Here is a 25,028-nt window from a genome sequence, read left to right on the forward strand (position 1 = left end):
AGCCGGTCCGACTACCCTGTGCGGGTGACTTCCCCTCGACTCGGTGTGATCGGTGGCGGGCAGCTGGCCCGCATGATGGCGGGCGCGGCCGCGGAGCTCGGCGTGCCCTTCCGCGTGCTCGCGGAGGCCCCGGACGCGTCAGCGGCCCAGGTCGCCCCCCACGTGGTCGGCGACCACGCGGACCTGGCGGACCTGCGCGCGTTCGCGGCCACGGTGGACGTGGTCACCTTCGACCACGAGCACGTGCCCACCGAGCACCTGCGGGCCCTGCAGGAGGCCGGCGTCGCCGTGCGCCCCGGCCCCGAGGCGCTGCAGCACGCCCAGGACAAGCTGGTCATGCGCGCCGCCGTCGAGCGGCTGGGCCTGCCGAACCCGGCGTGGGCGCCGGTCGACGACCTCGAGGCCGTCCTCGCCTTCGGCGACGAGCACGGCTGGCCCATGATCCTCAAGACCGCCCGCGGCGGCTACGACGGCAAGGGCGTGCTCAAGCTCGACGACGCCGACGACGCCCGCACCTCCGCCGCGGACGGCACCCTGGCCGCGTGGCTCGGCGCCGGCATCGCCCCGCTGCTGGCCGAGGCCCTCGTCCCCTTCTCCCGTGAGCTCTCCGCGCAGGTGGCGCGCACCCCCTCCGGTGAGGTGGCCGTCTACCCCGTCGTCGACTCGGTCCAGGTGGCCGGCGTGTGCGACCTCGTGGTCGCCCCGGCCCAGGACCTCGACCCGGCCGTCGCCGCGGCCGCGACCGCCGCGGCCGTCCGCCTCGCCGAGGAGCTGGACGTCACCGGCATGCTCGCGGTCGAGCTGTTCGAGACGCCGGGGGTCGGCCCGGGCTTCCAGGTGAACGAGCTGGCCATGCGCCCCCACAACTCCGGCCACTGGTCCATGGACGGCGCCGTCACCGGCCAGTTCGAGCAGCACGTCCGCGCCGTGCTCGACCTGCCGCTGGGCGAGACGGCCCCCCGCGGGGCCGGCGTCGTGATGAAGAACGTCCTCGGCGGCGCCCGCGAGGACCTGCACGCCGGCAGCGTCGCGGCCCTCGCCGCCCACCCGCAGGCCAAGGTCCACCTCTACGGCAAGGACGTGCGCCCGGGCCGCAAGGTCGGTCACGTCAACGTCGTCGCGGACCACGGCCTCAGCCTCGAGGAGGCCGTGCGGACCGCCGAGTCCGCCGCCGCACTCCTGCGCGACGACGCCCCCACCACCGGCACCGAGACGGAGGCCCGCCCATGACCGCCACGCCCCAGACCCCCGCCCAGCCCCTCCAGGACGACGCCCCGGTCGTCTCCGTCGTGATGGGCTCCGACTCCGACTGGCCCGTGATGAGCGCGGCCGCCGAGGCCCTGCGCGAGCTCGACGTGCCCGTCGAGGTCGGCGTGGTCTCCGCGCACCGCATGCCCCACGAGATGGTGGAGTTCGGCGCCCGCGCGCACGAGCGCGGCATCCGCGTGATCGTGGCCGGCGCGGGCGGCGCGGCCCACCTGCCCGGGATGCTCGCCGCCGTCACCCCCCTGCCCGTGATCGGCGTACCCGTGAAGCTCAAGAGCCTGGACGGGATGGACTCCCTGCTCTCGATCGTCCAGATGCCCGCCGGCGTGCCGGTGGCCACCGTCTCCATCGACGGCGCCCGCAACGCCGGCCTGCTGGCCGCCCGCATCCTCGCCTCGGCCGACACCGCGGAGGGCGACCGCCTGCGCGCCGCCCTCGCCGAGCACGCCGACGAGCTCAACGCCCAGGCCCGGGCCAAGGGGGCCCGCCTGCGCGAGCGGATGGCCGCCGACCGCTGATGTCACCCGCCACCGGATCCGTGCCCGCCGGTCACGCGCAGCCCGACCCGCTCCGAGATCCACGCGTCGCCTCCCCCACCGAGCGCACCCGCCGGGCGCTGATCCTCACCGCCCTGACCCTGCTGGTCCCCGGCGGCGCCCAGCTCGTCGCCGGCAGCCGCCGGCTCGGCCGCGTGGCGCTGCGGGTCACCGTCACCGTGTGGGCCGTGCTGATCCTCGGGCTGCTGTGGTGGCTGGTCTCCCGCGCGAGCCTGATCTCGCTCATGGCCCGGGACGGCGTGCTGCTCGGGCTGGCGGTGGTCCTGGCGGCGCTGGCGGTGGGCTGGGCGGTGCTGTGGGTGGACACGTTCCGGCTGATCCGGCCGCACCTGCTCGCCCCCGGCGCGCGGAAGATCACGGCGGCGGTCACCGCGCTCGCGCTCGTGCTCACCAGCGGCGCCCTGCTCTACGGCGGCTGGGCGGCGAACACGAGCCGCGGGGCGCTCGGCGAGGTCTTCCAGGAGGGGCCGGCCGTCCCGGAGGCCGAGGGCCGCTACAACATCCTGGTCCTGGGCGCGGACGCCGGCGAGGGCCGCCAGGGGCTGCGCCCGGACTCCATGCACGTGGTCTCCGTGGACGCCCGCACCGGCGCCATCGTGATGTTCTCCCTGCCCCGCAATCTCCAGGACGCGCCGTTCGTCGAGGGCTCCCCGCTGTGGGACGTGTACCCCAACGGCTTCGACTGCGGCGACGAGTGCATCCTCAACGCCCTCTACACGGACGTGGAGGAGCATCACGCAGACCTCTACCCGGACGCCGAACACCCCGGCGCCGAGGCCATGAAGGACGCCGCCGGCGGCATCCTCGGCCTGGACGTCTCCGGCTACGCCCTCATGGACATGGGCGGCTTCGCCCAGCTGATCGACGCCATGGGCGGGGTGGACGTCGTCAGCGGCGGCTACGTGGTGCACCGCGGCGTCCGGCCCGACGGCGCCTGGGGCAACATCTGGTGGGAGCCGGGCACCCACCACTTCAACGGCGACGACGCGCTCGCCTTCGCCCGCTCCCGGCACTGGTCCACCGACTACGCCCGCATCCGCCGGCAGCAGTGCATGCAGGCGGCGATGCTGGAGCAGTTCAGCCCCGCCACCGTGCTCACCCGCTTCGAGGGGATCCTCGCGGCGGGCGAGCAGATCGTGACCACCGACCTGCCGCAGTCCCAGCTCGGCACGTTCGCGGACCTCGCCGAGCGCTCGCGCGGCCAGAAGATGCGGCGGCTGACCATCGGCCCGCCCGACTTCGGCGACACGGGCACCCACTTCACCACCTACCCCGACTACGACCTCGTCCACCGCCGCGTGGACGAGATGCTGGCCGATGAGTCCGCAACCGCCGGATCGGAGCCGACCGGGGTCTCGGCGACGCCGCTGCTCACCGTGCTGGCCGTCGTCGCGCAGGAGACGCAGACCCCCGACGTCGACGAGGACGACCCGGCCACGTGGCCGGCCCCGCCGACCCGCTCCGACGGCGAGCCCTTCACCGCCGAGGACCTGATGACGGCCGAGGACCTGGGCCAGGAGGACGTGCTGAACCACGCGTCCTCGACGAACGGGCTGTGCGTCCCCGCCCCGTGAGGCGCGACGCGCGGGCCGACGGGCTGACCTAGGCTGGGCGCATGCACGTCCTGAAGCCCGTGATCCGTGACTACGCCTGGGGCTCCCCCACGCTCCTCGCCGACCTGCAGGGACGCGAGCCCACCGGCCGCCCCGAGGCCGAGCTGTGGCTGGGCGACCATCCGGGCGCCCCGTGCGTCGCCGTCGTGGCGGACGGCGCCCACGTCGGCCTGGACGAGGTGGTGGCCGCGGACCCCGAGCACTGCCTCGGACCCGCAGCACCGGAGGGCCGACTGCCCTTCCTCATGAAGCTGCTCGCCGCGAGCGCCCCGCTGTCCATCCAGGCGCACCCCACCCTGGAGCAGGCCCGCGCGGGCCACGCCGCGGAGGAGGCCGCCGGCGTGCCGGTCGACGCCCCGGAGCGCAACTACAGGGACGCGAACCACAAGCCGGAGATGCTGCTCGCGCTGACCCCCTTCTCGGCGATGTGCGGCTTCCGCTCCCCCGAGGTCTCCTCGGACAGCTTCGAGGCCCTGGCCCGCGCCCTCACGGAGCGGGCGGACGGGGACACGTCCGCCGTCGCCGTTGCCGCCGCCCGGGTCAGCCAGGCCCTCGCCGCCGGGGACCTCGAGGACGCGTTCACCTCGATCCTCGACCCCGACTCCGTGTGGGGCGCTCCCGGCGCCGTCGCGCAGGTCGTGGACGTGCTGCGGGCCGCGCCGGACCTGGCCGAGCGCGACCCCTCGCTGGCCACGGCCCTCGAGGTCGCCCAGCACCACCCGGACGACCCCGGCGTGGTGGTGGCCATCCTGCTCAACCGCGTGGACCTGGCCCCGGGCCAGGCCATCCACCTGCCGGCCGGCAACGTGCACGCGTACCTGCACGGGCTGGGCGTGGAGGTCATGGCGGCCTCGGACAACGTGCTGCGCGGCGGGCTCACCCCGAAGCACATGGACGTGCCCGAGCTGCGCCGCGTGGTCACCTTCGAGGCGCTGCCGGTGCCCTCCACCGAGCCCGAGCGCGTGGCCGACTCCGTGGTGGCCTTCCGCCCGCCGTTCGAGGAGTTCGAGCTGCTCCAGGCCACGCTCGAGGACGACGCCGTCCACGGGCTCGACGTGCACGGGCCCGGGATCGCGGTGGTCACCCGCGGCACGGCGAGCCTGGCCCTGGCAGGCCAGGAGATCGAGCTGGGCCCGGGCGAGGCCGTGTTCCTGCCCGCCGCGGAGACGGCGTCCGGCCCGCTGGCCGTCCGCGCCGCGGCCGGCGCCCCGGCGACGGTGCACGTGGCCGGCCTGCCGCGGGGCTGAGCCCGGCAGACCGGCCCGCGGGCTCAGCGGGCGTCGCGGTCCCCCAGCCACTTGGACCACTTCTTCACGTCGTGCTCGGCGTCCACGGTGCGGACCGTGCCGGACGACGAGCGCATCACGATGGACTGCGTGTGCACGCGGCCGTCGGCGAAGCGCACACCGCGCAGCAGGTCGCCGTCGGTGATGCCGGTGGCCGCGAAGTAGCAGTGGTCGGAGGTGACCAGCTCGTTCGTGGTCAGCACCGCGTCGAGGTCGAGGCCGGCGTCGAGGGCCTTCTGCTTCTCGGCGTCGTCGGTGGGGGCCAGGCGACCCTGGATGATGCCGCCGGTGGCCTTGATCGCGCACGCGGTGACGATGCCCTCGGGGGTGCCGCCGATGCCCATCATCATGTCCACGCCGGTGCCCGGGCGGGCGGCGGCGATGGCGCCGGCGACGTCGCCGTCCAGGATGAACTTCACCCGGGCGCCGGCCTGGCGGATCTCCTTGACCAGGCCCTCGTGGCGGGGGCGGTCCAGCACGCACACGGTCACCTGGGAGACGGGCTTGTCCAGGGCCTTGGCCACGAGGTTCACGTTCTGCTTCACCGGCAGGCGCATGTCCACGAAGTCGGCGGCCTCGGGGCCCACCACGAGCTTGTCCATGTAGAACACGGCCGACGGGTCGAACATGGTGCCGCGCTCGGCCACCGCGAAGACGGAGAGCGCGTTGTTGTAGCCCATGGCGGTCAGGCGGGTGCCGTCGATCGGGTCCACGGCCACGTCCACGGCGGCGCCGGAGCCGTCGCCGACCTGCTCGCCGTTGAACAGCATGGGGGCCTCGTCCTTCTCGCCCTCGCCGATCACCACGGTGCCGTCCATGGCCACGGTGTCCATGAACGCGCGCATCGCGTCCACCGCGGCGCCGTCCGCCTTGTTCTTGTCCCCGTAGCCCACCCAGGGGCTCGCGGCGATGGCCGCCGCCTCGGTCACCCGCACCAACTCCATGGCCAGGTTGCGGTCCGGGACGTGATTCTCGTAGCCGGTCTTCTCCGAGGACGCGCTGGTCATCGCTGCTCCGATCCTTGCTCGCGGCGCTCCGTCCGCACGAGACGGGGCGTGAGGGCGGCTCTGCCCCGGTCCTCATCCTACGGGGGCGGCCTCCCGTGGGTGGCACAATGCTGACCGTGAGCTCCGCCGACCCCCACGCCCCCGCCCCCCGTCCCGTCCTGACCGCCACGCAGGCGCAGCGGGCCCGGCAGCCGTGGATGGCCATGGTGCTCTCCCTGGTGGCTCTGCTGGCGATCGTGGCCGTGGTCCTCCTGCTCAACCCGGAGCCGCCGCAGCGGCCCCGTGAGGACCGCGTCGACGTCGCCGCCGAGGCCGCCACGGTCCCCCACGACGACGGCGACCTGCCGGCCCTGGCGCCCGAGGTGCCGGAGTCCTGGTACGCCAACTACGCCCGCCTGCAGAAGCTGGACGGCGTCTCCACGTGGGACGTCGGCTGGGTGGTGACGGACACGGTATTCGCGGGCCTGCAGCAGGCCGAGGACGTCGACCCCACCTGGGTGAGCCTGCGGGTGGACCACGTCCCGACGTCGGAGACGATCGAGATCGACGGGATCGCGTGGGATCTCCACGCCGATCCGAAGAAGCCGGAGCGACGGCTCGTGGCGGAGGTGGACGGCAGCACCGTGGTGCTGACCACCACCGGCGACCAGGCCGTCCTCGAAGACCTGGCGCACGGCGTCGCGAAGGAGACACGATGACCCCCCATACCCGCCCCGAGACGACGCCGGCCCCCGACGTCGTCGTCCCCACCTCCGACCTGACCCCCGCGGAGGCGTGGGAGGTCCTCGCCGAGGGCAACCGCCGCTTCGTGGCGGGCGAGCCGAGCCACCCGAACCAGAACGCGGAGCGGCGCAGCGACCTGACCGCCGGCCAGGCCCCGGTCGCCGTGATCTTCGGCTGCGCCGACTCGCGGCTTGCGGCGGAGATCATCTTCGACCTGGGCCTCGGCGACGTGTTCGTGGTGCGCACGGCCGGCCACGTGATCGACGACGCCGTGCTGGGCTCCATCGAGTACGGCGTGGACGTGCTGGAGATCCCGCTCGTCATCGTCCTGGGCCACAACTCGTGTGGCGCCGTCACCGCGACGGTCGAGTCCTACATCTCCGGGACCATGCCGCGCGGCTTCGTGCGCCCCCTCGTGGAGCGCATCATCCCGTCCGTGCTGGCCGGGCGCCGCCGCGGTCTGGAGGAGGTCGACGAGTTCGTGGCCGAGCACGTGGACCAGACCTGCGACCACCTCCTGGAGACCTCGCAGTCCGTCCGCGCGGCCGTCGAGTCGGGGCGCACCGCCGTCGTCGGGCTCACCTACTCGCTCTCCGAGGGCACCGCGCGGCCGGGCCGCGTGCACGGCGACCTGGCGGTCTGACGACGCCGGGCGTCCGGTGCGGCACCGGGCGCCCGCGCCGTCCTAGGATGTGACCATGACCGCAGAGAACACCGATCAGCAGTTCCGCATCGAGCACGACACCATGGGCGAGGTGAAGGTGCCGGTGAACGCGCTCTACCGTGCGCAGACCCAGCGCGCCGTGGAGAACTTCCCGATCTCCGGCAAGGGCCTCGAGCCCGCCCACATCCACGCCCTCGCACAGGTCAAGAAGGCCGCGGCCAAGGCGAACGCCGAGCTGGGCATCATCTCGCAGGAGCGCGCGGACGCCATCGTCGCCGCCGCGGACCAGGTCATCGCCGGCGACCACGACGACCAGTTCCCGATCGACGTGTTCCAGACCGGCTCCGGCACCTCCTCGAACATGAACACCAACGAGGTGCTCGCCACCCTCGCCACCCGCGCACTGAAGGAGGCCGGCTCCGAGGACGAGGTGCACCCCAACGACCACGTCAACGCCTCCCAGTCCTCGAACGACGTGTTCCCGACCTCCGTGCACGTGGCCGTCACCGCCGCCCTCGTGAACGACCTCGTCCCGGCGCTGGACCACCTGGCCGTCTCCCTCGAGAAGAAGGCGGAGGCCTTCGCCGGCATCGTGAAGTCCGGCCGCACCCACCTCATGGACGCCACCCCGGTGACCCTGGGCCAGGAGTTCGGCGGCTACGCCGCGCAGGTCCGCTACGGCATCGAGCGCATCCAGTCCGCGCTGCCCCGCGTGGCCGAGGTCCCGCTCGGCGGCACCGCCGTGGGCACCGGCATCAACACCCCGAAGGGCTTCTCCGCCCGCGTGATCGAGCTGCTCGCCGAGGAGACCGGTCTGCCGCTGACCGAGGCCCGCAACCACTTCGAGGCCCAGGCCAACCGTGACGGCCTCGTGGAGGCCTCCGGCCAGCTGCGGAACATCGCGTTCTCGATCATGAAGATCAACAACGACCTGCGCTGGATGGGCTCCGGCCCGAACACCGGCCTCGGCGAGATCGCCCTCCCGGACCTGCAGCCGGGCTCCTCGATCATGCCGGGCAAGGTCAACCCCGTGATCTGCGAGGCCGCGATCATGGTGTGCGCCCAGGTGATCGGCAACGACACCACCGTCGCCCTGTCCTCCACCAACGGCGCGTTCGAGCTCAACGTGGGCATCCCCGTGATGGCCGCCAACCTGCTCGAGTCCATCCGCCTGCTGGCCAACACGACGCGCGTCATGGCGGACAAGATGATCGACGGCATCGAGGCCAACGAGGAGCGCTGCGCCTTCCTCGCCGGCGCCTCGCCGTCCATCGTGACCCCGCTGAACAAGGTGATCGGCTACGAGGCCGCCGCCAAGATCGCCAAGCACTCCGTCGCGAACAAGATGACCGTGCGCGAGGCCGTCGTGGACCTCGGCTACGTCGAGCGCGGCGAGGTCACCGAGGAGCAGCTGGACAAGGCCCTGGACACCATGTCCATGACCCACCCGGAGTGATCCGGCGGATCCGGTGAGCGGCGCGACGCCGCCTCCCGGGCCACGACGACGAGCGGCCGTCCTCCCGTGCGGAGGGCGGCCGCTCGTCGTTCACGCCAGCACCAGCACTCCGGCGGCCGCCGCCACCATCGCCGGCCCGAACGGCAGCGCCGTCCGCCCCGTCGCCCGGCCCGCGAGCACCAGCACCCCGGCCACCACTCCGCCGAGCAGGATCGCGCCCACCCCCGCGGCGAGCACCGCCGTCGGACCGAGCACCCCCGTGTACACGCCCAGGCCGCCGGCGAGCTTCACGTCCCCCATCCCGAGGCCACCGCGGCTGAGCACGTGCAGCGCGAGCATCGCCACGGTGTAGCCGAGACCGCCCAGCAGGCTGCAGAGCGCCAGGTCACCCCGGCCCGCCAGCAGCGCTCCCCCGGTCATCGCCGCCAGCCCGCCCAGCGCCAGCCGCAGCGTCCACCGGTTCGGCAGCCGATGCTCGCGCAGGTCCGTGCGCACGAGCACGCCCGCGCACACCGCGAACCACACCAGCCCCAGGGACCACAGCACCGCCGTCGCCGGCGCGCCGTGCGTCCACGCCCACCCCACCCCGCTCATGCGCCCAGCCTAGGCCGGGCGGCGCGCCCGCCGGGCCGCCGTCCACAGGGCGATCCGGCCACCTCGCGTTCACGGTCCGGCCACGCGGTGTTCTGCCGACAGCGCAACCGGATCCGCCCATTGCGACGACCCCTCGCGCGGGTCTACTCTGAAGTCACGAGCTTCCGGCCGTCTCATGGATGTGCGGGGCTCACACAGACCCCATGGCCTCAATCCCGTTTCAAAGGGGCCATGGTGGCGGGCTTCCTCGGTCCCCCATCCCCCCTCCGCGGGGCCGAGCACCCCCGCCGGGGGCCGTTGCTTCGGCAGCGGCCCCTTTTTCATGCCCGGCTCAGGCTCGGCCCTCCTCCAGCAGGTCCGTGACCAGCGCGGCGATCGGCGAGCGCTCGGAACGGGTCAGCGTCACGTGTCCGAACAGCGGGTGGCCCTTGAGGCGCTCCACCACGGCCGCGATGCCGTCGTGCCGGCCCACGCGCAGGTTGTCCCGCTGGGCGACGTCGTGGGTCAGCACCACCTTCGAGTTGCGGCCCATCCGGCTCAGCACCGTGAGCAGCACGTTCCGCTCGAGCGACTGCGCCTCGTCCACGATCACCCACGCATCGTGCAGCGAGCGGCCGCGGATGTGCGTCAGCGGCAGGATCTCCAGCATCCCGCGGTCCACCACCTCGTCCACCACGGACGGGGAGACGAGCGCGCCCAGGGTGTCGAACACGGCCTGCGCCCACGGGCCCATCTTGTCGCCCTCGGAGCCGGGCAGGTAGCCCAGGTCCTGGCCGCCGACGGCGTACAGCGGGCGGAACACGACCACCCTGCGGTGCTCGCGGCGCTCCATCACGGCGTCGAGGCCCGCGCACAGCGCCAGCGCGGACTTGCCGGTGCCCGCGCGGCCGCCGAGGGAGACGATGCCCACGCTCGGATCCGTCAGCAGCTCGATGGCCAGCCGCTGCTCTGCGGAGCGGCCGTGCAGGCCGAACACGTCGCGGTCCCCGCGCACCAGGCAGGCTCGGCCGCCCTCGCCGACCCGGGCCAGAGCGGAGCCCCGGGGCGCGGTGAGCACCAGCCCCGTGTTGACCGGCAGGCGGTCCGCCTCGGCCGGGGCCTCCTCCGGCCCGGTCTCGACGCCCGTGCCGGTCAGGGTCCCCAGCGGGACGCCGGCCAGGTCGACCTCGCCGTCGTCGTAGAGGGCGTCCAGCCGCTCCTGCGCCACGCTCAGGGAGACGGTGCCGTGCCAGCCCGAGTCACGCACGAGCTCGTGGCGGTACTCATCCGCGGCGAGGCCCATGGCCGCCGCCTTCACGCGCATCGGCAGGTCCTTGGACACGACCGTCACCGTGGCGCCCTCGTCCGCGAGCGCCTTCGCGACGGCGAGGATGCGGGAGTCGTTGTCCGTGCCGCGGATGCCCAGGGGCAGCACGTCCACGGACACGTGGTTCAGTTCGATCCGCAGCGTGCCGCCCTCGGGGGTGATCGGCACGGGCTGGTCCAGCGCGCCGTGGCGGCCGCGCAGATCGTCGAGCAGGCGCAGGGCCGTGCGCGCGTAGTAGCCGAGGTCGGGGTCGGCGCGCTTGGCCTCGAGCTCCGAGACCACCACGAGCGGCAGGACCACCTCGTGCTCGGCGAAGTGCAGCAGGGCGCGCGGGTCCGAGAGCAGCACGGACGTGTCCACCACGTAGGTCCGCAGGCCGGTCGCCTCCGCCGCCCCCGCCTCGGCACGCGCCTGGCCCGGCCGGCTCGACGGCTCCTGCCGGGTCTGCGCGTGCTCCACGAGCTCTGCCACCATGTCTGCCTCCTGTGCCGGTGAACCGTGCGGACGGGGGTCCGCCCACGGTCCACGCTAGGAAGCGGCGTCGTCCGCCGGGTCCCGGCACGGTGAACCCGGGATGAAGTCACGGTGACGGTCCGTCCGGGCTCCGCCACGGCCCCGGCGTCCCGCGCTCCCTACACTGGAGACGCGCCGCCGACGTCCCGACGGCCGCCCGCTCCCCGTCCACAGGAGGGCCCTTGAGCATGCACCGCCCGTCCCCCGGCCTGCCCGATCTGCCGGGCGGCCCGGCCCCCGCCCCGACCCTGGCCGAGCGCGCCGGCGGCCGCCTGCTGGGCGCCGTCGCGCCCACCGCCGTGCTGATCGCGGCCATGTGGGTCGCGCAGTTCGTGCTGATCTTCCTCGGCCGGGTGATCATCCCCGGCGTGGGCCTGATCCCCCGACGCCTCGACGGCCTCGACGGGGTCCTGTTCTCCCCCGTGCTGCATGCCGGCTGGGCCCACTTGATCGGCAACACGACGGCGCTGCTCGTCCTCGGTCCGCTGGCCGCCCTGGTCTCGCGCCGGCCGGTGGCCCTGCTCGTCTGCGCCTGGCTGGGCTCGGGCCTGCTGACCTGGGTGATCGGCACCCCGGGCGTGCACATCGGCGCCTCCGGGATCGTGTACGCGCTGATCGCGTTCCTGATCGTCTACGGGGTCGCGGTGCGGCGGATCGGGGCGGTCGTCGTCTCCGTGCTCGTTGCCCTCACGCACCTGGGCTCGAGCCTGATCGGCCTGCTGCCGGCACCCGGCATCTCGTGGACCGGCCACCTGGCCGGGGCCGTCGTCGGGGTGCTGCTGGGCCTGTGGTGGGGCCGCGCCGACCGTCAGGTGCCGAACCGGCGCTGACGGCTGCCGTAGTCGCGCAGGGCACGCAGGAAGTCGACCTTGCGGAACGCGGGCCACATGGCCTCGCAGAAGTAGAACTCCGAGTACGCGGACTGCCAGAGCAGGAACCCGGAGAGCCGCTGCTCCCCGGACGTGCGGATGACCAGGTCCGGGTCCGGCTGGCCGCGCGTGTAGAGCCGGTCCGCGATCTGCTCGACGGTGACGGACTCGGCCACCTCCGCCGCGCTGTGGCCCAGGGCGTGCTCGTCCCGCAGCAGCTCGCGCACGGCGTCGAGGATCTCCTGGCGGCCCCCGTAGCCCACGGCCACGTTCACGTGCACGCCGTCGTGGCCCTTGGTCTGCTCGGCGACCTCGGCGAGCCGTCGCGCCATGGGCTCGGGGAGCAGGTCCACCGCGCCGACCGGCTGCACGCAGACGGGGGCGCGGCCCTCGGCCGGCTGGGCGAGGCGCTCCGCCGTCGTCTGGATGATCTCCAGGAGCGGGGCGAGCTCCTCCGCCGGACGCCGCAGGTTCTCGGTGGAGAGCATGTAGAGCGTGACCACGGGGATGCCGGCCTCGTCGCACCAGCCGATGAAGTCGAGGATGCGCTCAGCGCCGGCCTGGTGACCCTGCTGCGTGGACGCCCCGAACGCGCGGGCCCAGCGACGGTTGCCGTCCACCAGCACGCCGATGTGCCGGGGCAGCCGCTCCGGGTCCAGGCCGCGCGTCAGCCGCCGCTCGTACAGGCGGTAGAAGGCCTCGGGTCGACCCACGGCGCGCTCCCCTCTCGGACGGTCCTGCGAGCCTCCAGGATACGCGCGCGGCACACAGCGACCATCCCGTGCCCCGGCCCCGGGTCGACCGACGACAATGGAGGCATGGACCCTGTGACACCCCTCCGCGAGACCGACGCCGCCCGTCGCCTGCGCTGGCGCATCGAGCGCATCCGCGACCCCGACCATCCGCTGTACAAGCCCCGACTGCGCGGCTGGATCCACGCGGCCATGGCGCCCCTGACGCTCGCGGCCGGCATCGTGCTCATCGTGCTCGCGCCGACCGCGACGCTGCGGTGGGCCAGCGCGGTCTACGCCGTGACGGGCCTGCTGCTGTTCGCGGTCTCGGCGACGTACCACCTGGTGCAGTGGAACGAGGTGGTCTCCCGTGTCCTCAAGCGGCTGGACCACACGAACATCATGCTGGTCATCGCCGGCACCTACACGCCGCTCTCCCTGGCCCTGCTGCCTCCGGACCGGGCGCGTGTGCTGCTCACCCTGGTGTGGGTGGGGGCCGTGGCCGGCGTCGCGTTCCGGGTGCTGTGGACGGACGCGCCGCGCTGGCTCTACACGCCGGTGTACGTGGTGCTCGGGCTGGCGGCGCTGCTGTACCTGGGCGACTTCTTCGCCGCGGATGCGGCGGCGGGGTGGCTGATCGTGGCCGGCGGCATCGCGTACATCACGGGCGCGGTCTGCTACGCGCTGCAGGCCCCCACGATCCACCGCGAGTGGTTCGGCTTCCACGAGCTGTTCCACGCCTTCACGGTGGCCGGCTTCGTGTGCCACGCCGTCGCCATCTACCGGGCGGTGCTCCTCGTCGCCTGAGCGCGGCAGGGACGGGGGTCTGCGCCCCGCCGGGCAGCGCCGAGGCCCGCAGACGCGCCGCTACGTCCATGCCGTAGCGGCGCGTCTGCGGGCCTCAAGGGTTCGGGCGTGGAGTCTCCGGCGCCGAATCTCGGGCGTGCACGGGCCCGACGACGGTCAGTCGCGTCCGGTGTCCGGGGCCTGGGGCTCCGGGGCCGGCTCCTGGAGGTAGCCGGGGTACTTCTCCTGCAGGCGGCGCAGCCGGTCCTCGGAGTCCGCGTCCAGGTGCTCGCCGCCCGCGCGGACCTCGTCCGGCAGGTGCTGCTGATGGCGCTCCACGAGCATGGCCTCGGCCTCCGGGGACCGCTGCTGGACGCGGCGCACCGAGCGGACCATGACGCGGAGGACGATGATCGCCATGACCACCATGAGCGCGGTGAACAGGAACCCCTCGATGCCGGGGGTGACCTCCGCCTCCTCGAGCCCGGGGCGCAGCGTCGGCTCCGGGACGGCGGGCACCGGCGCGGGGCTCGCGGCCGCGAGCGCGGTGAGGACGAGGGGAAGGCCAGACAGGGGTGTCACGCCGCCCCACTCTACCGGCCCCGGCTGCACGGCCCGAGCCGGGGCGGCTCAGCGCAGGCCGGCGAAGAGGTCGTGCTCCGGCAGCTCGGAGGGCACGCGCGAGTCGATCAGCGCGAAGTCCTCCCACGGCCAGGCGCGCCGCTGCAGGTCGTGGGGGGCGTCGAAGAACATGCCGTCGGGGTCGATCTGCGTGCGGTGCGCCCGCAGGGCGGCGTCGCGCTCGTCGAGGAAGCCGGTGACGTCCACCTGCGTGGTGACGTCGTGGTCCGCGGTGACCCACGGCGGGATGACCTCCGGGTCGGGCACGTCCTCCCCGGCTTCACGGCGGCGCAGCACCTCGCGCATCGCGTCCATCGCATCGAACATCATCAGGCGTCGGGCGAACGGCACGTCCTCGCCGTCGGCCTCGGCCACCGCGGCCATCGTGCGGAACTTCCGCGGGTTGAACCCGCAGTCGTAGTAGACCTTCGAGACCTCCCAGGCGGGCCCGGCCTCGGGGTACTCGTCGGCGAGGCCTGCAGCCCGGTACGCCTCCATCGTCACGGCGTGGGCCTGCAGGTGGTCCGGGTGCGGGTAGCCGCCGACCTCGTCGTAGGAGATGAGCACGTGCGGGCGGAACCGGCGCACGAGCGAGATCAGCGGGGCCGCCGCATCCTGGAGCGGGACCTCGGCGAAGCAGTTCGCCGGGAGGGCGGGCAGCGGATCCCCCTCGGGCAGGCCCGAGTCGAGGAAGCCGAGCCAGGCGTGCCGGATGCCGAGGATGCGCGCGGCCTCCGCCATCTCCTCGCGGCGCACGGCCGCGATGTCCCGGTCGGCCCGGGTGGTGTCCCCGAACGACGGGTTGAGCAGGGTGCCGGCCTCGCCGCCCGTGCACGTGACGACCATGACCTCGGCCCCGGCCGCCGCGTAGGCGGCCATCGTGCCGGCCCCCTTCGAGGACTCGTCGTCCGGGTGGGCGTGCACCGCCATGAGACGCAGCCCGGTGGAGGGCGGCAGGGCGGTGCCTGCGGCGGGCTGGGCCTGGGGGGTCTGATCGGTCACGGGGATCGCACACTCCTGTCCGGATGGCAGGGCCGCCGCGGGGGCGGCGGCGTGAGGGGTCCAGGCCGACGTCGTCATCGGCCTCCGGCGGCGGGCAGCGGCTAGGGTGGAGGGGATGTCTCACCACGCCCCCGCGGTCCGCGCGCAGGACCCCACATTAGCCAACCGGTACGGCACGGACCACACGCGTCCGGGCCGTCGTCGGCTGTGGGCGGGCCTCGGCGGTCTCGGGCTGGTCGTGGCCGTGCTGCTGTCCGTGTGGATCGGCCTGAACATGTCCGTGGGCGCCATCGAGTACAAGGACGTCGGCTTCACCATCGAGGACGACGGCCACGCGACCGTCACCTTCCAGGCCTCGGTCCCGGAGGGCGTGCAGGCCGAGTGCGATGTGCTCGTCACCGACTCCCACGCCGCCCCCGTCGGCTTCCGCACCGTCCGCCTGGAGACCCTGCCGGCCGACCGACGGGACTCCCCCTCGGACGCGCAGCAGCGCTACACCGTGGACGTGCGCACCGTGGTGCGGGGCGACTCCGGCGTTGTCGAGACCTGCCGCAAGGTCTGAGCCCTCCCGGCCGCTCCGCCCTCGGCGTAGCGGCCGCCTTTGGTGTGACGCACGCCGCCCGGATAGACTCGTCGGAGCATTCCCGCCCCGCCGGTGAGTCAGGCAGGCGTCGCACGGAGCCCTCGGGTCACGCGCGTCCTCCTGATCGGCGGGGTCTTTCGCATGCGGGCGCGTCCGCCGGACGCGGATCGCGCACCGGATGCGGTGCGCCGCGCCCCGGACTCCGCATCACCCGAGACAGAAAGGCGGAACAGAGCATGACCACCAGCCAGTCCGACGCCCCGTGGCTGACCCAGGAGGCGTACGACCGCCTCTCCAAGGAGCTCGAGTACATCTCCGGCCCCGGCCGCCAGGAGATCATCGAGCGCATCGAGGCCGCGCGCGATGAGGGCGACCTCAAGGAGAACGGCGGCTACCACGCCGCCCGCGAGGAGCAGTCCAAGAACGAGGGCCGCATCGCGGAGCTGAAGCACCTGCTCGAGACCGCCCGCGTCGGCGAGGCCGCCGAGAACGACGGCGCCGTGCACCCGGGCACCGTGGTGACCGCCGTCGTCGCCGGCGACGAGATGACGTTCCTCTTCGGCAACCGCGAGATCGCCGCGGACGACGAGTCGCTCGAGGTCTACTCCGAGCGCTCCCCGCTCGGCGAGGCCATCAACGGTGCCAAGAAGGGCGACAAGGTCTCCTACACCGCCCCGAACGGCAAGGACATCAAGGTCGAGGTCAAGGACGTCCAGCCCTACTCCGGCTGACCGACCCCGGCTCCGAGGACGGCCGCGGTCCCCTCCAGGGGCCGCGGCCGTCGTCCGTCCCGGGTCCCACCGCGCCCCCGTTGCTACTCTGGCCCCATGCTGACCGTCGAGAAGGCGCACCTGCTGCTCACCCGCGAGGACGGGCTCTCCGAGAGCCCCTCCCACCACCGCGTGGCCCTTGCGGCCGCCGCGCTGGCCGACCACCGCTCCGCCGGGATCGTGACCCTCGAGGACGTCCCCGTGGACCGGGCCCGCGTGCTCGTGACCGCGGCCGGCACCACCGGCGACCCCGTCCTGGACTCCTCCCTCGCACAGGTCGACGCCCTGGCCGGCCGACCGCTCGTGTCCACCGTGGCGGCCGGCAAGCCGGATCTGCGCAAGGCCGTCGTCGCCCATCTGACCGAGACCGGCCGCCTCACCGAGCGCAAGGCCTTCCTGGCCACCCGGCACGTCCCCCGGGGCACCGAACGCGCCGAGCTGCTCGCGCACCTGACCGCCGTGGTCCTGGACGAGGCCGAGCCCTCCGACGAGGACGTGCTCCTGCTCGGCGTGCTGCAGCACCTCAACCTGGCCCGACGCCTGCTGCCGGGCGCCCACGAGCGCTACGACCGCCGCGAGATGGTCCGCCGCATCGAGGCGCTGACGCGCGAGGACCTCCTGGTCCAGGCCGTGCGCCGCGCGGTGGGCGGGACCTGCGGCACCGTCACCGCGGCCGCCGCCGGCTCCGCGGCCTGAGCCGGCCCGGTCAGGGCAGCGGGGCCGGGCTGTAGCCGGCCGCGCGCAGCGCCTCCAGGACCTGGGCGGAGTGGTCGGCGCCGCGGGTCTCCATGTCGATCGTGATGTGCACGCCGCCCATGGACAGCTCCGGGCCGACGCGGGTGTGGTCCACGCGCACCACGTTGGCGTCCGTGTCCGCGATGATCCGTGAGATCGTGGCCAGCTCGCCCGGGCGGTCCCGCAGCGGGATGCGCACGGTCATGTAGCGCCCCGCCGCCGACAGTCCGGCCTGGATGGACTTCAGCATGAGCATCGGATCGATGTTCCCGCCGGAGAGGATCACGGCGGTGGTGCCGAGCTCGAAGCCCAGGTCCGCCGTGCGGCCCGCCAGCAGGGCGGCCACCCCGACGGCGCCCGCCGGCTCCACCACGAGCTTGGAGCGCTCGAGGAGGTGGACGAGGGCCGCGGCGATCTCGTCGTCCGTGACGGTCACGACGGCGTCCACCAGCTCGGCGGCGATCCGCAGCGGCAGGGCCCCGGGCTTGCCGACGGCGATGCCGTCCGCGATGGTGGACACGCTCTCCAGCACCTGGACGCGGCCCTCCTCGAGGGAGCCGGGGAACGCGGCGGCGGTGGCCGCCTGCACGCCGATGACGCGCACCGTGCGCCCACGACGCCGGGCGGCCTCCTTGAGGGCCACGGCCGTGCCGGCGATGAGCCCCCCGCCGCCGATGCCCATGATCACGGTGTCCACGTCCGGCAGCACGTCGAGGATCTCGAGGCCGACGGTGCCCTGGCCCGCGATGACGGCCGGGTCGTCGAACGGCGGGATGAATACGGCATCGGTCTCCGTGGCCCACCGCTGCGCCTCGGCGAGGGACTCGTCCACGGTGGAGCCGTGCAGGACGACCTCGGCGCCGTGGTCCCGGGTGGCCTGCAGCTTGGGCAGGGCCACGCCGTGCGGCATGAAGATGCGGGCGCGGATGCCGAGCTTGGCGGCCGCGAGGGCGACGCCCTGGGCGTGGTTGCCGGCCGAGGCGGCCACGACGCCGCGGCCGCGCTCCTCCTCGCTCAGCTGCGCCATCCGCACGTAGGCGCCGCGGACCTTGAACGAGCCGGCCCGCTGCAGGTTCTCGCACTTCAGGTGCACGTCCGTGCCCACGGCCCGGGAGAGCGCCCGGGAGTGCTGCAGCGGGGAGAGCTCGGCGATCCCGCGCAGCGTCTCGCGCGCCCGCTCGATCTCCTCGAGCGTGACGGGCAGCGCCGCCGGGGCCGGCGGGCCGCTGGCAGGCCGCACCCACCGGGGCGACGGCGTCGGGACGGCCCGGTCCGGGGTGTCCGTGGCCTGCGTCGCGCCCATCAGGCGTCGTCCCCGTGCCGGGTGCCCGCGTCGGCCTCGGAGGCGAGAGCGGCGTCGTCGTGCGCCGAGGGGCGGTACCGGTGGGAGCCGGCCGCCTCGTCCTCCGCGCCGCCCGGTTCGAGGGCGTGGTCCGTCCGCTCCGTGAGCTCCTCGGGGGTGTCGGCGGTGAGGGCGCGGACGAAGCTGTTCACGAAGGCCAGCACCGGGACGGCGAACACGGCGCCCGCCAGACCGAGGACGGTGGAGCCGGCGGCGACGGCCAGGAACACGGCCAGCGGATGCAGCGCGACGGCCTTGCCCATCACGAGCGGCTGCAGGACGTTCGACTCGATCTGCTGCACGAGCAGCACCACGCCCAGCATGAGCAGCGCGTTGACCAGGCCGTTGGACATCAGCGCCACGAGCACCGCCATCGCGCCGGTCAGGGTGGCGCCGATCATCGGGATGAACGAGGCCAGGAACACGAGCACGGCCAGCGGGATGGCCAGCGGCACCCCGAGGATCAGGGCGCCGATGCCGATGCCGACGGCGTCGATGAACGCCACGAAGATCTGGACCCGCACGTAGGAGCCGAGCGACTGCCAGCCCGAGCGGCCCGCGCGGCCCACGGTGGCCCGGTGCGCCTTCGGCACGAAGATCAGCAGGAAGCGCCAGATGCGGTCGCCGTCGTAGAGGAAGAAGATCAGGGAGAACAGGGCGATGAACAGGCCCGCACCGATGTTGACGGCCGTGGAGCCGAACGAGACGGCGCTGTTCATGACCGTGGCGGAGTTGTCCCGCAGCGTCTGCCACAGGCCCTCCAGCCCGGCACCGGAACGGGGGATCTCCACGCCCACGCCGGCCAGCCAGGCGATCGCGTCGTCGACGGCCTGGCCCAGCTGGTCGCCCAGTTCGGCGAAGCCCTGCACGATCTGCTGACCGGCGAGCCCCATGAGGCCCACCACGACGACGACCAGCAGCAGCACGCACAGCAGGGCGGCCGCGACGCCCGGCACCCCGATGCGCCGCATCGCCTGGAACACCGGGGCCAGCAGGGTGGCCAGCAGCGCGGCCACGAGGATCGGGATCACCACGAGGCTCACGAAGCCCAGCAGGTACACCACGACGCCGATGCCGATGACGACGGCCACCAGCCGCCAGGACCAGGCCGCGGCCACCGTCAGCCCGTAGGGCACGTCCTTGTCGATCTTGGTCTGGGCCGCCAGGGTCGAGCTCACGCGCGATCCTCCTCGTGTGGGTGGTCGGGGACATGGGGGGTCAGGCCCCACTGGGCGCTCCAGCGGGCGTGCGGGGCGAGCCGGTGCAGGCCCTCCTCCGAATTCAGGGCGTCCGCGGGAGCGGTGAGCGGCTCCACCGCGAGCGCCGTGTCACGGCCGGGCAGCCGGTCCGTGACGAAGACGTGGGTGTAGGCGAACGCGTGGTCGGACCACAGGGTCACGGCGCGGCCGTCCGCGGCGAGCAGGGTCTGGCGGTGCCGGCCGTCGGCGTCCGGGGTCAGGCCGGTGAGGCACACATCCAGGGCGGCCTCGCCCACGGCCCGGCCGCGGCGGAAGTCCAGGTCCGTGCCGTCCACCGGCAGGGTCTCCACGGGGATGAGGTCCTCCCCCGTGCGGATCCAGGCGTCCGCGGGCACGCGCAGGCTCAGCTCCGCCGTCGGGACGTCCCCGATCCGCAGGAACGGGTGGGCGCCGACCGCCACGGGCACGGTGGCGTCCGTGTGGTTCTGCACCTCGGCGGTGACGGTGAGGCCGCCGTCCGCCTCGAGCTCGTAGGTGACGCGGTGGGTGAGCCGGAACGGCCAGCCGTGCTGGGGGTGGATCTCACCGCGCAGGGTCACCGCGTGGGCGGAGAACGTCTCGGTGACGAAGTGGGTGTTGCGCAGCAGGCCGTGGCTGGCGTGGCCGCGCGCGGGTTCGGTGACGTCCAGGCGCTGCTCGACGCCGTCCAGGATCCAGCGGGCGCCGGCGACACGGTTCGGCCACGGGCTCATCTGGATGCCGTTGGCGGCGGGCGGGACCACGTCCGGGCCGTACGGCTCGGTGAGGTCCACGCCGGCCACGCGGTACCTGCGCAGGGCACCGGCCAGGCCGACGACGACGGCCTCCGCGGACCCGCGGTGCAGGCGGTGCTGGGTGCCGGTGGCGTCCGGAGCCCCGAAGGCGGGCAGGTCGCTGGTCTCGGTCACGGGACCTCCTGAGTGGCGGCGAGGGACCCCCTCAATCTACGCCCTCGCGGACGCAGACCGCCCCGGCCCTGTGCAGGACCGGGGCGGCGGTGCGGGTCTCCGTGCGGGGACGGGGCGCCGGTCAGTCGTTGCCGCGCAGGATGGCGACGATGCGCAGGATCTCGATGTACAGCCAGATCAGGGTCACGGTCAGGCCGAAGGCCACGGACCAGGAGTACTTCTGCGGGGCGCCGTTCTTCACGCCCACGGCGGCCATCTCGAAGTCCATGGTCAGCGAGTACGCGGCGAGCAGCACGGCGATCGCGCCGATGATCAGGCCCAGGCCGCCCTCACGCATGTTGCCGATGCCGGTCCAGGTGAGGACCAGGTTGACGAGCATGAAGACGAGGTAGCCGATCATGGCGCCCATGACGATCTTCGTCATGCGCGGGGTCGGGCGGAACTTGCCCGAGGTGTAGAGCGCCAGCATCACCGCGAACACGGAGAAGGTGCCGAGCACGGCCTGCACCACGATGCCCGGGTAGGCGCCCTCGAAGAACGCCGAGATGCCGCCCAGGAACAGGCCCTGCGCCACGGCGTAGGCCATGATCAGCACGGGCGAGGGCTCGCGCTTGAACGCGTTGACCAGGCCCAGCACGAGGCCGGCGATCGCGCCGATGATCATCAGGCCCGGCGAGAACCAGCCCACGGCGCCCGCCACCACGACGAGCACGAGCATCAGGCCGGTCTTGCCGACGACGTCGTTGAAGGTCATCCGGCCGGTCTGCTCCGGGCCGGCGGAGGGCGCGCGGAAGGCGTCCTCCATGGACTGCTGGTGCGCGTACTGCTGGGCCGCCTGGCCGGCGCCGAACGCCTGGGCCTGGCCGTACGGGCTCTGCTGCTGGCCGTACGGGGACTGCGCGGACTGCTGCCCGCCCTGGTACCAACCGGGCTGCGCCTGTCCGCCGCCCTGCATCTGCTGCTGGAAGTTCTGAGAGTTCATGACCGGATTCGCCACGGCTCACTCCTTCGGGTCGAGTCGGCCCGGTCGCACGCCGCCGCAGTGAGCCGCGTTCGTGCCCCGGGGTTCCCGCACCATCCTATCGGGACGCGTGCATCCGCGCGCGGGGTCGGAGCGTGGATCCGCGCCGGTTCACCGGCTGTTCACGGTGGGCGCAGAAGCGAGGCGCGCGGGGAGACGCGTGGTGCCCCCGGCGGGACTCGAACCCGCAACACGCCGATTTTAAGTCGGCCGCCTCTGCCAGTTGGGCCACGGGGGCGTGGCGGGCCCGTGGACGCGGGCCCGGGTGCGGACGACGCCGGCCCCGCCCGATGCGCTCGGACGGGGCCGGCGGCCCGCTGGCTGCGGGATCAGCCCTTCGAGGACTCGAGGGCCCGCTGCCGCTCGAAGCGGCCGGGCTCGAGCTCGACGCCCGCGGCGCGGCGGAACGGGTTGAACGGGGTGTCCAGGCCCGCCACCGAGGTGGAGTCACGGCCGAACAGGGTCTCGGCGACCCAGCCGGACAGGATGCGGAACTTCCGCTCCAGGGTGGGCATCGCGTAGCCGTGGTAGCCGCGGTGGGCCAGGAACGCCGGGATGCCGGCGATCTTGGTGCCCAGCGGGTTGCCCACGCCGCGGCCGAAGCCCAGCCCCGCCACGGTGCCCAGGGACTTGTGCACGTACTCCTGCACCTCGCCCTCGCCGTGGCGCACGGCCATGTAGTTGGCGGCCAGACGCTTGGCCTGACGGATGGCGTGCTGGGCGTTCGGGACGCAGAAGCCGCCCGGGCCGGCCCCGGTCAGGTCCGGCACGGCGGAGACGTCGCCGCAGGCCCACGCACCCTCGAGCGCGCCGGCCTCGCCGTCCTTGATCTGCAGGGTGGGGGTGGCCTCCACGCGGCCGCGGTCGTCCACCGGGAAGTCGGTGCTCTTGACCACGGAGTTGGCCACCACGCCGGCGCACCACACGAGGGTGTCCGCCGCGAAGGTCTCCGCCTCCTCCTTGGAGGGCATGGCCACGAGCTTCATGACGCCGTCCGTGGCGTCGCCCAGCGAGGTGTTGAGCAGGACCTCGATGCCGCGGTCCTTCAGGTGCTCCACCACGCCCTGGGCCTGCTCCTCGGAGACCTCGGGCATGATGCGGCCCATGGCCTCGACGAGGACGATCCGGATCTCCGACTGGGAGAGGCGCTCGTTGCGCTCCACGGCGTTGCGGATGAGGTTCTCCATCTCCGCGATGGCCTCGATCCCGGCGAAGCCGCCGCCCACCACCACGAAGGTCAGGGCACGCTTGCGCTCCTCGGCGTCCGTCATCAGGGAACCGGCGTCCAGGCGCTCCAGGATCTGGTTGCGCAGCTGGACGGCCTCCTCGACCGAGCGCAGACCGATGCCCTGCTCGCCCAGACCCGGGATGGGGAACACGCGGGTCACGGCGCCCGCGGTCATCACGATGTCCTGGTACGGGATCTCGAACTCGTCGCCGCCCTCGCCGCGCACCACGGCGGTGCGGCCGGCGTGGTCCACGGACACGACGGCGCCGCGGACGACCTCGGCGTCCTTGAGGTGCGTCTGCAGGTCCACGTTCACGTGGCGGCCCTCGATGTGGCCGCCCACGACCTCGGGCAGGAACGGGTAGTACGTCATGTACGGGCGGGGGTCGACGACGGTCACGACGCCGCCGCGCTCGGCGACCTTCTTCTGCAGCTCGCGGGCGACATGGAACCCGGCGTAGCCGCCGCCGACGATCAGCAGGCGCGGCTTGGGAGACAGTTCAGGAGTGAGAGACATACCGCCAGTCTACGCACGCACGGGCCCGGCCCCTCCACTCTCCGCCGTCGTGGTCAGGACCGCAGCGAGAGCACGATCCCGTCCAGGATGTCGTGCTCGCTCGCCCAGGCCTCGGTGACGCCCGCGACCTCGGCCACCCGCTCCAGGACGGTGCTCCACAGCAGCGCGCCCGCGCCGATCACGTCCACCCGTCCCGGGTGCATGAACCCCCGCTCGGCGCGTTCGGCCCGGGTCGCCGCCACGAGGCCCTCCGCCGCCGCGCGGAACTCGGCGATCGGCAGGCGCGCACCGTGGATGGCCTCGGGCTCGTACGTGCTGAGCCCGAGGGCCTCGGCGGTCACGGTGGTCACCGAGCCGGCCACGCCGACCACGCGCGCCACGCGTTCCAGCGGCAGGCGGGCGGCGGCGTCGTCGAGGAGGCGGCGGGCGTCCGCGCGGGCCGCGGCGACCTCGTCCGACGTCGGGGGGTCGGAGCGCAGATGACGCTCGGTGAACCGCACGCAGCCCATGTCCAGGCTGACCGCGCCCACGACCTCGCCCGCAGGCGTGCCGACGACCAGCTCGGTGGAGCCGCCGCCGAGGTCCACGACGAGCACGAGGTCCTCCGGGCCCAGGTCCGCGGTCTCGACGGCGGAGACGGCGCCCGCGAAGGACAGGGCGGCCTCCTCGGCGCCCGAGACGACCTCCGGCTCGACGCCGAGCCGCTCCCGGACGCCGTCGACGAACGCGGCCCGGTTGGAGACGTCCCGGCTGGCGGAGGTGGCCACGAACCGGACCCGGCCGGCGTGGTGGCGCTGGACCAGGCGGGCGTACTCGTCCACCGCCGCGAAGGTGCGCTCCAGCGCGGCGTCGGAGAACGCGCCGGTGGCGTCCACGCCCTCGCCCAGGCGCACCACGCGCATCTCGCGCACGACGTCGGCCAGCGGCGCCGTCGGGTCGGCCACGGCGCCGGTGGTCTCATCCGTCCCGGCCGGCCGGGAGATCAGCAGGCGGATGGAGTTCGTGCCGCAGTCCACGCCGGCCACCGTGACCTCCTTGAGCGCGGCGACGCGTTCGAGGTGCCTCACGTGCCGGGACAGGTCCTTCGTGGGCACCGCCGCGGCCTCGTCCCACGCGCCCTCGCACGCGCAGACCTCGGGCGTCCACCACGGGGCCACCAGGGCGATCGCCTCGTCACCGAGCGGGTTCACCCCCGGCCCGGCCGCGAGCGCGTGGCCCACGAGGGCGTGCAGGCACTTCACGCGCTCGGGCATGCCGCCGGCCGAGACCCCGGCGATCTCCGGGACGGGCCCCGTGCCGGCCTCGGCCCCGACCCGGTCCCGCTCGGCGATGTAGGCCTCGTGCGCCGCGCGGTGCGCGGCCGCGAGCGCGGGGTCCTGGGCGAGGCGGTCGTTCATGCGCGCCATCTCCCCGTCCGCCTCCACGCGCGAGACCGCCGCCGTCAGCACGGGGTGCGTCAGGTAGAAGGTCGTGGGGAACGGGATGCCGTTGGAGAGCCGCGGCGCGGTGGTGGCCACGAGGGGGTTGCCGCACACGCAGCGGGCACCGATCTCCACGACGTCCCGGACCGGGCGGCCGAGCTGGCGGGACAGGGTGTCCAGGTCCTGCCCGGTGACGGTGCGGTCCTGGGCGGGGCGGGGGCTGACGGTCATGGTGTCCTCGGGGGTGCGGGGGTGGTGCGGGCGGGGGCGG

24 protein-coding genes and 1 tRNA gene are annotated in these 25,028 nt (G+C 73.8%); 12 read left to right on the forward strand and 13 right to left on the reverse strand.

Annotation, left to right across the window (positions count from 1 at the left end):
- The first annotated feature begins 24 nt into the window (after positions 1 to 24).
- Genes ACTSKS_RS02850 through manA form a run of 4 tightly spaced genes read left to right on the forward strand, consistent with a single transcriptional unit; the run spans position 25 to position 4,683 of the window.
- Positions 25 to 1,230 carry a 5-(carboxyamino)imidazole ribonucleotide synthase gene (locus ACTSKS_RS02850; protein WP_144820049.1) on the forward strand — a complete coding sequence of 402 codons (1,206 nt, stop codon included), beginning with the start codon at positions 25 to 27 and terminating at the stop codon, positions 1,228 to 1,230.
- Positions 1,227 to 1,784, forward strand: a complete 558-nt coding sequence (gene purE, locus ACTSKS_RS02855; protein ID WP_002854497.1) for a 5-(carboxyamino)imidazole ribonucleotide mutase — start codon at positions 1,227 to 1,229, stop codon at positions 1,782 to 1,784. Before ACTSKS_RS02850 ends, purE begins: the two co-directional genes overlap by 4 nt.
- Positions 1,784 to 3,397: an LCP family protein gene (locus ACTSKS_RS02860; protein WP_442927283.1), complete on the forward strand. Its 1,614-nt coding sequence runs from the start codon at positions 1,784 to 1,786 to the stop codon at positions 3,395 to 3,397. The genes purE and ACTSKS_RS02860 overlap by 1 nt, the downstream gene beginning before the upstream one ends.
- Positions 3,398 to 3,438: 41 nt before the next feature.
- Positions 3,439 to 4,683: a mannose-6-phosphate isomerase, class I gene (gene manA, locus ACTSKS_RS02865; protein WP_396830999.1), complete on the forward strand. Its 1,245-nt coding sequence runs from the start codon at positions 3,439 to 3,441 to the stop codon at positions 4,681 to 4,683.
- Positions 4,684 to 4,706: 23 nt separating this feature from the next.
- Here manA and glpX read toward each other — a convergent pair whose 3' ends face one another.
- Positions 4,707 to 5,729 (reverse strand): class II fructose-bisphosphatase, encoded by a 1,023-nt coding sequence (gene glpX, locus ACTSKS_RS02870; protein WP_010079310.1) that lies wholly within the window; start codon positions 5,727 to 5,729, stop codon positions 4,707 to 4,709.
- Positions 5,730 to 5,836: 107 nt separating this feature from the next.
- On the opposite strand from glpX, the gene ACTSKS_RS02875 reads away from it, so the two are divergent.
- Genes ACTSKS_RS02875 through ACTSKS_RS02885 form a run of 3 tightly spaced genes read left to right on the forward strand, consistent with a single transcriptional unit; the run spans position 5,837 to position 8,572 of the window.
- Positions 5,837 to 6,427: a DUF4245 domain-containing protein gene (locus ACTSKS_RS02875; protein ID WP_442927284.1), complete on the forward strand. Its 591-nt coding sequence runs from the start codon at positions 5,837 to 5,839 to the stop codon at positions 6,425 to 6,427.
- Positions 6,424 to 7,095: a carbonic anhydrase gene (locus tag ACTSKS_RS02880; protein WP_002854504.1), complete on the forward strand. Its 672-nt coding sequence runs from the start codon at positions 6,424 to 6,426 to the stop codon at positions 7,093 to 7,095. Before ACTSKS_RS02875 ends, ACTSKS_RS02880 begins: the two co-directional genes overlap by 4 nt.
- A 55-nt stretch (positions 7,096 to 7,150) precedes the next feature.
- Positions 7,151 to 8,572: a class II fumarate hydratase gene (locus ACTSKS_RS02885; RefSeq protein WP_439883734.1), complete on the forward strand. Its 1,422-nt coding sequence runs from the start codon at positions 7,151 to 7,153 to the stop codon at positions 8,570 to 8,572.
- Between the two features lie 90 nt (positions 8,573 to 8,662).
- Here the strand turns inward: ACTSKS_RS02885 and ACTSKS_RS02890 are convergent, their stop codons facing one another.
- Together ACTSKS_RS02890 and ACTSKS_RS02895 are read right to left on the reverse strand one after the other, a co-directional pair.
- Complete coding sequence (locus tag ACTSKS_RS02890; RefSeq protein ID WP_061866914.1) at positions 8,663 to 9,166, reverse strand: prepilin peptidase; 504 nt, start codon at positions 9,164 to 9,166, stop codon at positions 8,663 to 8,665.
- Between the two features lie 331 nt (positions 9,167 to 9,497).
- Positions 9,498 to 10,946, reverse strand: coding sequence for a PhoH family protein (locus tag ACTSKS_RS02895; RefSeq protein WP_095347540.1), 1,449 nt, complete (start codon positions 10,944 to 10,946; stop codon positions 9,498 to 9,500).
- Between the two features lie 227 nt (positions 10,947 to 11,173).
- On the opposite strand from ACTSKS_RS02895, the gene ACTSKS_RS02900 reads away from it, so the two are divergent.
- The gene (locus ACTSKS_RS02900) at positions 11,174 to 11,815 is read left to right on the forward strand and encodes a rhomboid family intramembrane serine protease (RefSeq protein ID WP_227717990.1); all 642 of its coding nucleotides are present in this window, start codon (positions 11,174 to 11,176) and stop codon (positions 11,813 to 11,815) included.
- Here the strand turns inward: ACTSKS_RS02900 and ACTSKS_RS02905 are convergent.
- A complete protein-coding gene (locus tag ACTSKS_RS02905) occupies positions 11,794 to 12,567 on the reverse strand; it encodes an isoprenyl transferase (RefSeq protein ID WP_041105013.1) in 774 nt (257 codons plus the stop codon). The two genes, ACTSKS_RS02900 and ACTSKS_RS02905, sit on opposite strands and share 22 nt — an antisense overlap.
- Before the next feature lie 105 nt (positions 12,568 to 12,672).
- On the opposite strand from ACTSKS_RS02905, the gene trhA reads away from it, so the two are divergent.
- On the forward strand, positions 12,673 to 13,392 hold the full coding sequence (trhA, locus tag ACTSKS_RS02910) for a PAQR family membrane homeostasis protein TrhA (protein WP_134416316.1): 720 nt from the start codon (positions 12,673 to 12,675) through the stop codon (positions 13,390 to 13,392).
- Between the two features lie 156 nt (positions 13,393 to 13,548).
- On the opposite strand, the gene ACTSKS_RS02915 is transcribed toward trhA, so the two are convergent.
- Positions 13,549 to 13,953 carry a hypothetical protein gene (locus ACTSKS_RS02915; RefSeq protein WP_036384966.1) on the reverse strand — a complete coding sequence of 135 codons (405 nt, stop codon included), beginning with the start codon at positions 13,951 to 13,953 and terminating at the stop codon, positions 13,549 to 13,551.
- 48 nt (positions 13,954 to 14,001) lie between these two features.
- Positions 14,002 to 14,994 carry a mycothiol conjugate amidase Mca gene (mca, locus tag ACTSKS_RS02920; RefSeq protein ID WP_134416314.1) on the reverse strand — a complete coding sequence of 331 codons (993 nt, stop codon included), beginning with the start codon at positions 14,992 to 14,994 and terminating at the stop codon, positions 14,002 to 14,004.
- Between the two features lie 115 nt (positions 14,995 to 15,109).
- On the opposite strand from mca, the gene ACTSKS_RS02925 reads away from it, so the two are divergent.
- From ACTSKS_RS02925 to ACTSKS_RS02935, 3 genes are all read left to right on the forward strand, one after another.
- Positions 15,110 to 15,556, forward strand: coding sequence for a DUF4307 domain-containing protein (locus ACTSKS_RS02925; RefSeq protein ID WP_002856530.1), 447 nt, complete (start codon positions 15,110 to 15,112; stop codon positions 15,554 to 15,556).
- A 257-nt stretch (positions 15,557 to 15,813) separates the two neighbouring features.
- Positions 15,814 to 16,308, forward strand: coding sequence for a transcription elongation factor GreA (gene greA, locus ACTSKS_RS02930; protein ID WP_060973861.1), 495 nt, complete (start codon positions 15,814 to 15,816; stop codon positions 16,306 to 16,308).
- A gap of 96 nt (positions 16,309 to 16,404) precedes the next feature.
- A complete protein-coding gene (locus ACTSKS_RS02935) occupies positions 16,405 to 17,043 on the forward strand; it encodes a GPP34 family phosphoprotein (RefSeq protein ID WP_134416312.1) in 639 nt (212 codons plus the stop codon).
- Between the two features lie 10 nt (positions 17,044 to 17,053).
- On the opposite strand, the gene ilvA is transcribed toward ACTSKS_RS02935, so the two are convergent.
- The 7 genes from ilvA to ACTSKS_RS02970 all read right to left on the reverse strand — a co-directional run bounded on the left by ilvA (position 17,054) and on the right by ACTSKS_RS02970 (position 24,988).
- Positions 17,054 to 18,385, reverse strand: coding sequence for a threonine ammonia-lyase (gene ilvA / locus ACTSKS_RS02940; RefSeq protein ID WP_134416310.1), 1,332 nt, complete (start codon positions 18,383 to 18,385; stop codon positions 17,054 to 17,056).
- The gene (locus ACTSKS_RS02945) at positions 18,385 to 19,602 is read right to left on the reverse strand and encodes an AI-2E family transporter (RefSeq protein WP_134416308.1); all 1,218 of its coding nucleotides are present in this window, start codon (positions 19,600 to 19,602) and stop codon (positions 18,385 to 18,387) included. The genes ilvA and ACTSKS_RS02945 overlap by 1 nt, the downstream gene beginning before the upstream one ends.
- On the reverse strand, positions 19,599 to 20,570 hold the full coding sequence (locus ACTSKS_RS02950; protein ID WP_134416306.1) for an aldose 1-epimerase family protein: 972 nt from the start codon (positions 20,568 to 20,570) through the stop codon (positions 19,599 to 19,601). The genes ACTSKS_RS02945 and ACTSKS_RS02950 overlap by 4 nt, the downstream gene beginning before the upstream one ends.
- A 121-nt stretch (positions 20,571 to 20,691) precedes the next feature.
- Positions 20,692 to 21,567, reverse strand: a complete 876-nt coding sequence (locus ACTSKS_RS02955; RefSeq protein WP_036384970.1) for a Bax inhibitor-1/YccA family protein — start codon at positions 21,565 to 21,567, stop codon at positions 20,692 to 20,694.
- A 185-nt stretch (positions 21,568 to 21,752) separates the two neighbouring features.
- Positions 21,753 to 21,829: transfer RNA gene (locus tag ACTSKS_RS02960), tRNA-Leu, on the reverse strand.
- Between the two features lie 91 nt (positions 21,830 to 21,920).
- Positions 21,921 to 23,336: an NAD(P)/FAD-dependent oxidoreductase gene (locus tag ACTSKS_RS02965; protein ID WP_036316342.1), complete on the reverse strand. Its 1,416-nt coding sequence runs from the start codon at positions 23,334 to 23,336 to the stop codon at positions 21,921 to 21,923.
- Between the two features lie 53 nt (positions 23,337 to 23,389).
- Complete coding sequence (locus ACTSKS_RS02970) at positions 23,390 to 24,988, reverse strand: DUF501 domain-containing protein (protein ID WP_036384971.1); 1,599 nt, start codon at positions 24,986 to 24,988, stop codon at positions 23,390 to 23,392.
- Positions 24,989 to 25,028: the final 40 nt, after the last annotated feature.

Origin of the sequence: Micrococcus sp. TCR-5 (assembly GCF_052220525.1) — a bacterium.
Classification (GTDB): domain Bacteria; phylum Actinomycetota; class Actinomycetes; order Actinomycetales; family Micrococcaceae; genus Micrococcus; species Micrococcus luteus.

Bases quoted from the DNA above. Each gene is read 5' to 3' on its own strand.
- ACTSKS_RS02965 (WP_036316342.1), bottom strand. From the start codon at position 23,336: ATGTCTCTCACTCCTGAACTGTCTCCCAAGCCGCGCCTGCTGATCGTC.
- ACTSKS_RS02885 (WP_439883734.1), top strand. From the start codon at position 7,151: ATGACCGCAGAGAACACCGATCAGCAGTTCCGCATCGAGCACGACACC.
- trhA (WP_134416316.1), top strand. From the start codon at position 12,673: ATGGACCCTGTGACACCCCTCCGCGAGACCGACGCCGCCCGTCGCCTG.
- ACTSKS_RS02880 (WP_002854504.1), top strand. From the start codon at position 6,424: ATGACCCCCCATACCCGCCCCGAGACGACGCCGGCCCCCGACGTCGTC.
- purE (WP_002854497.1), top strand. From the start codon at position 1,227: ATGACCGCCACGCCCCAGACCCCCGCCCAGCCCCTCCAGGACGACGCC.
- ACTSKS_RS02935 (WP_134416312.1), top strand. From the start codon at position 16,405: ATGCTGACCGTCGAGAAGGCGCACCTGCTGCTCACCCGCGAGGACGGG.
- glpX (WP_010079310.1), bottom strand. From the start codon at position 5,729: ATGACCAGCGCGTCCTCGGAGAAGACCGGCTACGAGAATCACGTCCCG.
- manA (WP_396830999.1), top strand. From the start codon at position 3,439: ATGCACGTCCTGAAGCCCGTGATCCGTGACTACGCCTGGGGCTCCCCC.
- ACTSKS_RS02875 (WP_442927284.1), top strand. From the start codon at position 5,837: ATGCTGACCGTGAGCTCCGCCGACCCCCACGCCCCCGCCCCCCGTCCC.
- greA (WP_060973861.1), top strand. From the start codon at position 15,814: ATGACCACCAGCCAGTCCGACGCCCCGTGGCTGACCCAGGAGGCGTAC.
- ilvA (WP_134416310.1), bottom strand. From the start codon at position 18,385: ATGGGCGCGACGCAGGCCACGGACACCCCGGACCGGGCCGTCCCGACG.
- ACTSKS_RS02970 (WP_036384971.1), bottom strand. From the start codon at position 24,988: ATGACCGTCAGCCCCCGCCCCGCCCAGGACCGCACCGTCACCGGGCAG.
- ACTSKS_RS02860 (WP_442927283.1), top strand. From the start codon at position 1,784: ATGTCACCCGCCACCGGATCCGTGCCCGCCGGTCACGCGCAGCCCGAC.
- ACTSKS_RS02895 (WP_095347540.1), bottom strand. From the start codon at position 10,946: ATGGTGGCAGAGCTCGTGGAGCACGCGCAGACCCGGCAGGAGCCGTCG.
- ACTSKS_RS02900 (WP_227717990.1), top strand. From the start codon at position 11,174: ATGCACCGCCCGTCCCCCGGCCTGCCCGATCTGCCGGGCGGCCCGGCC.
- ACTSKS_RS02925 (WP_002856530.1), top strand. From the start codon at position 15,110: ATGTCTCACCACGCCCCCGCGGTCCGCGCGCAGGACCCCACATTAGCC.
- ACTSKS_RS02890 (WP_061866914.1), bottom strand. From the start codon at position 9,166: ATGAGCGGGGTGGGGTGGGCGTGGACGCACGGCGCGCCGGCGACGGCG.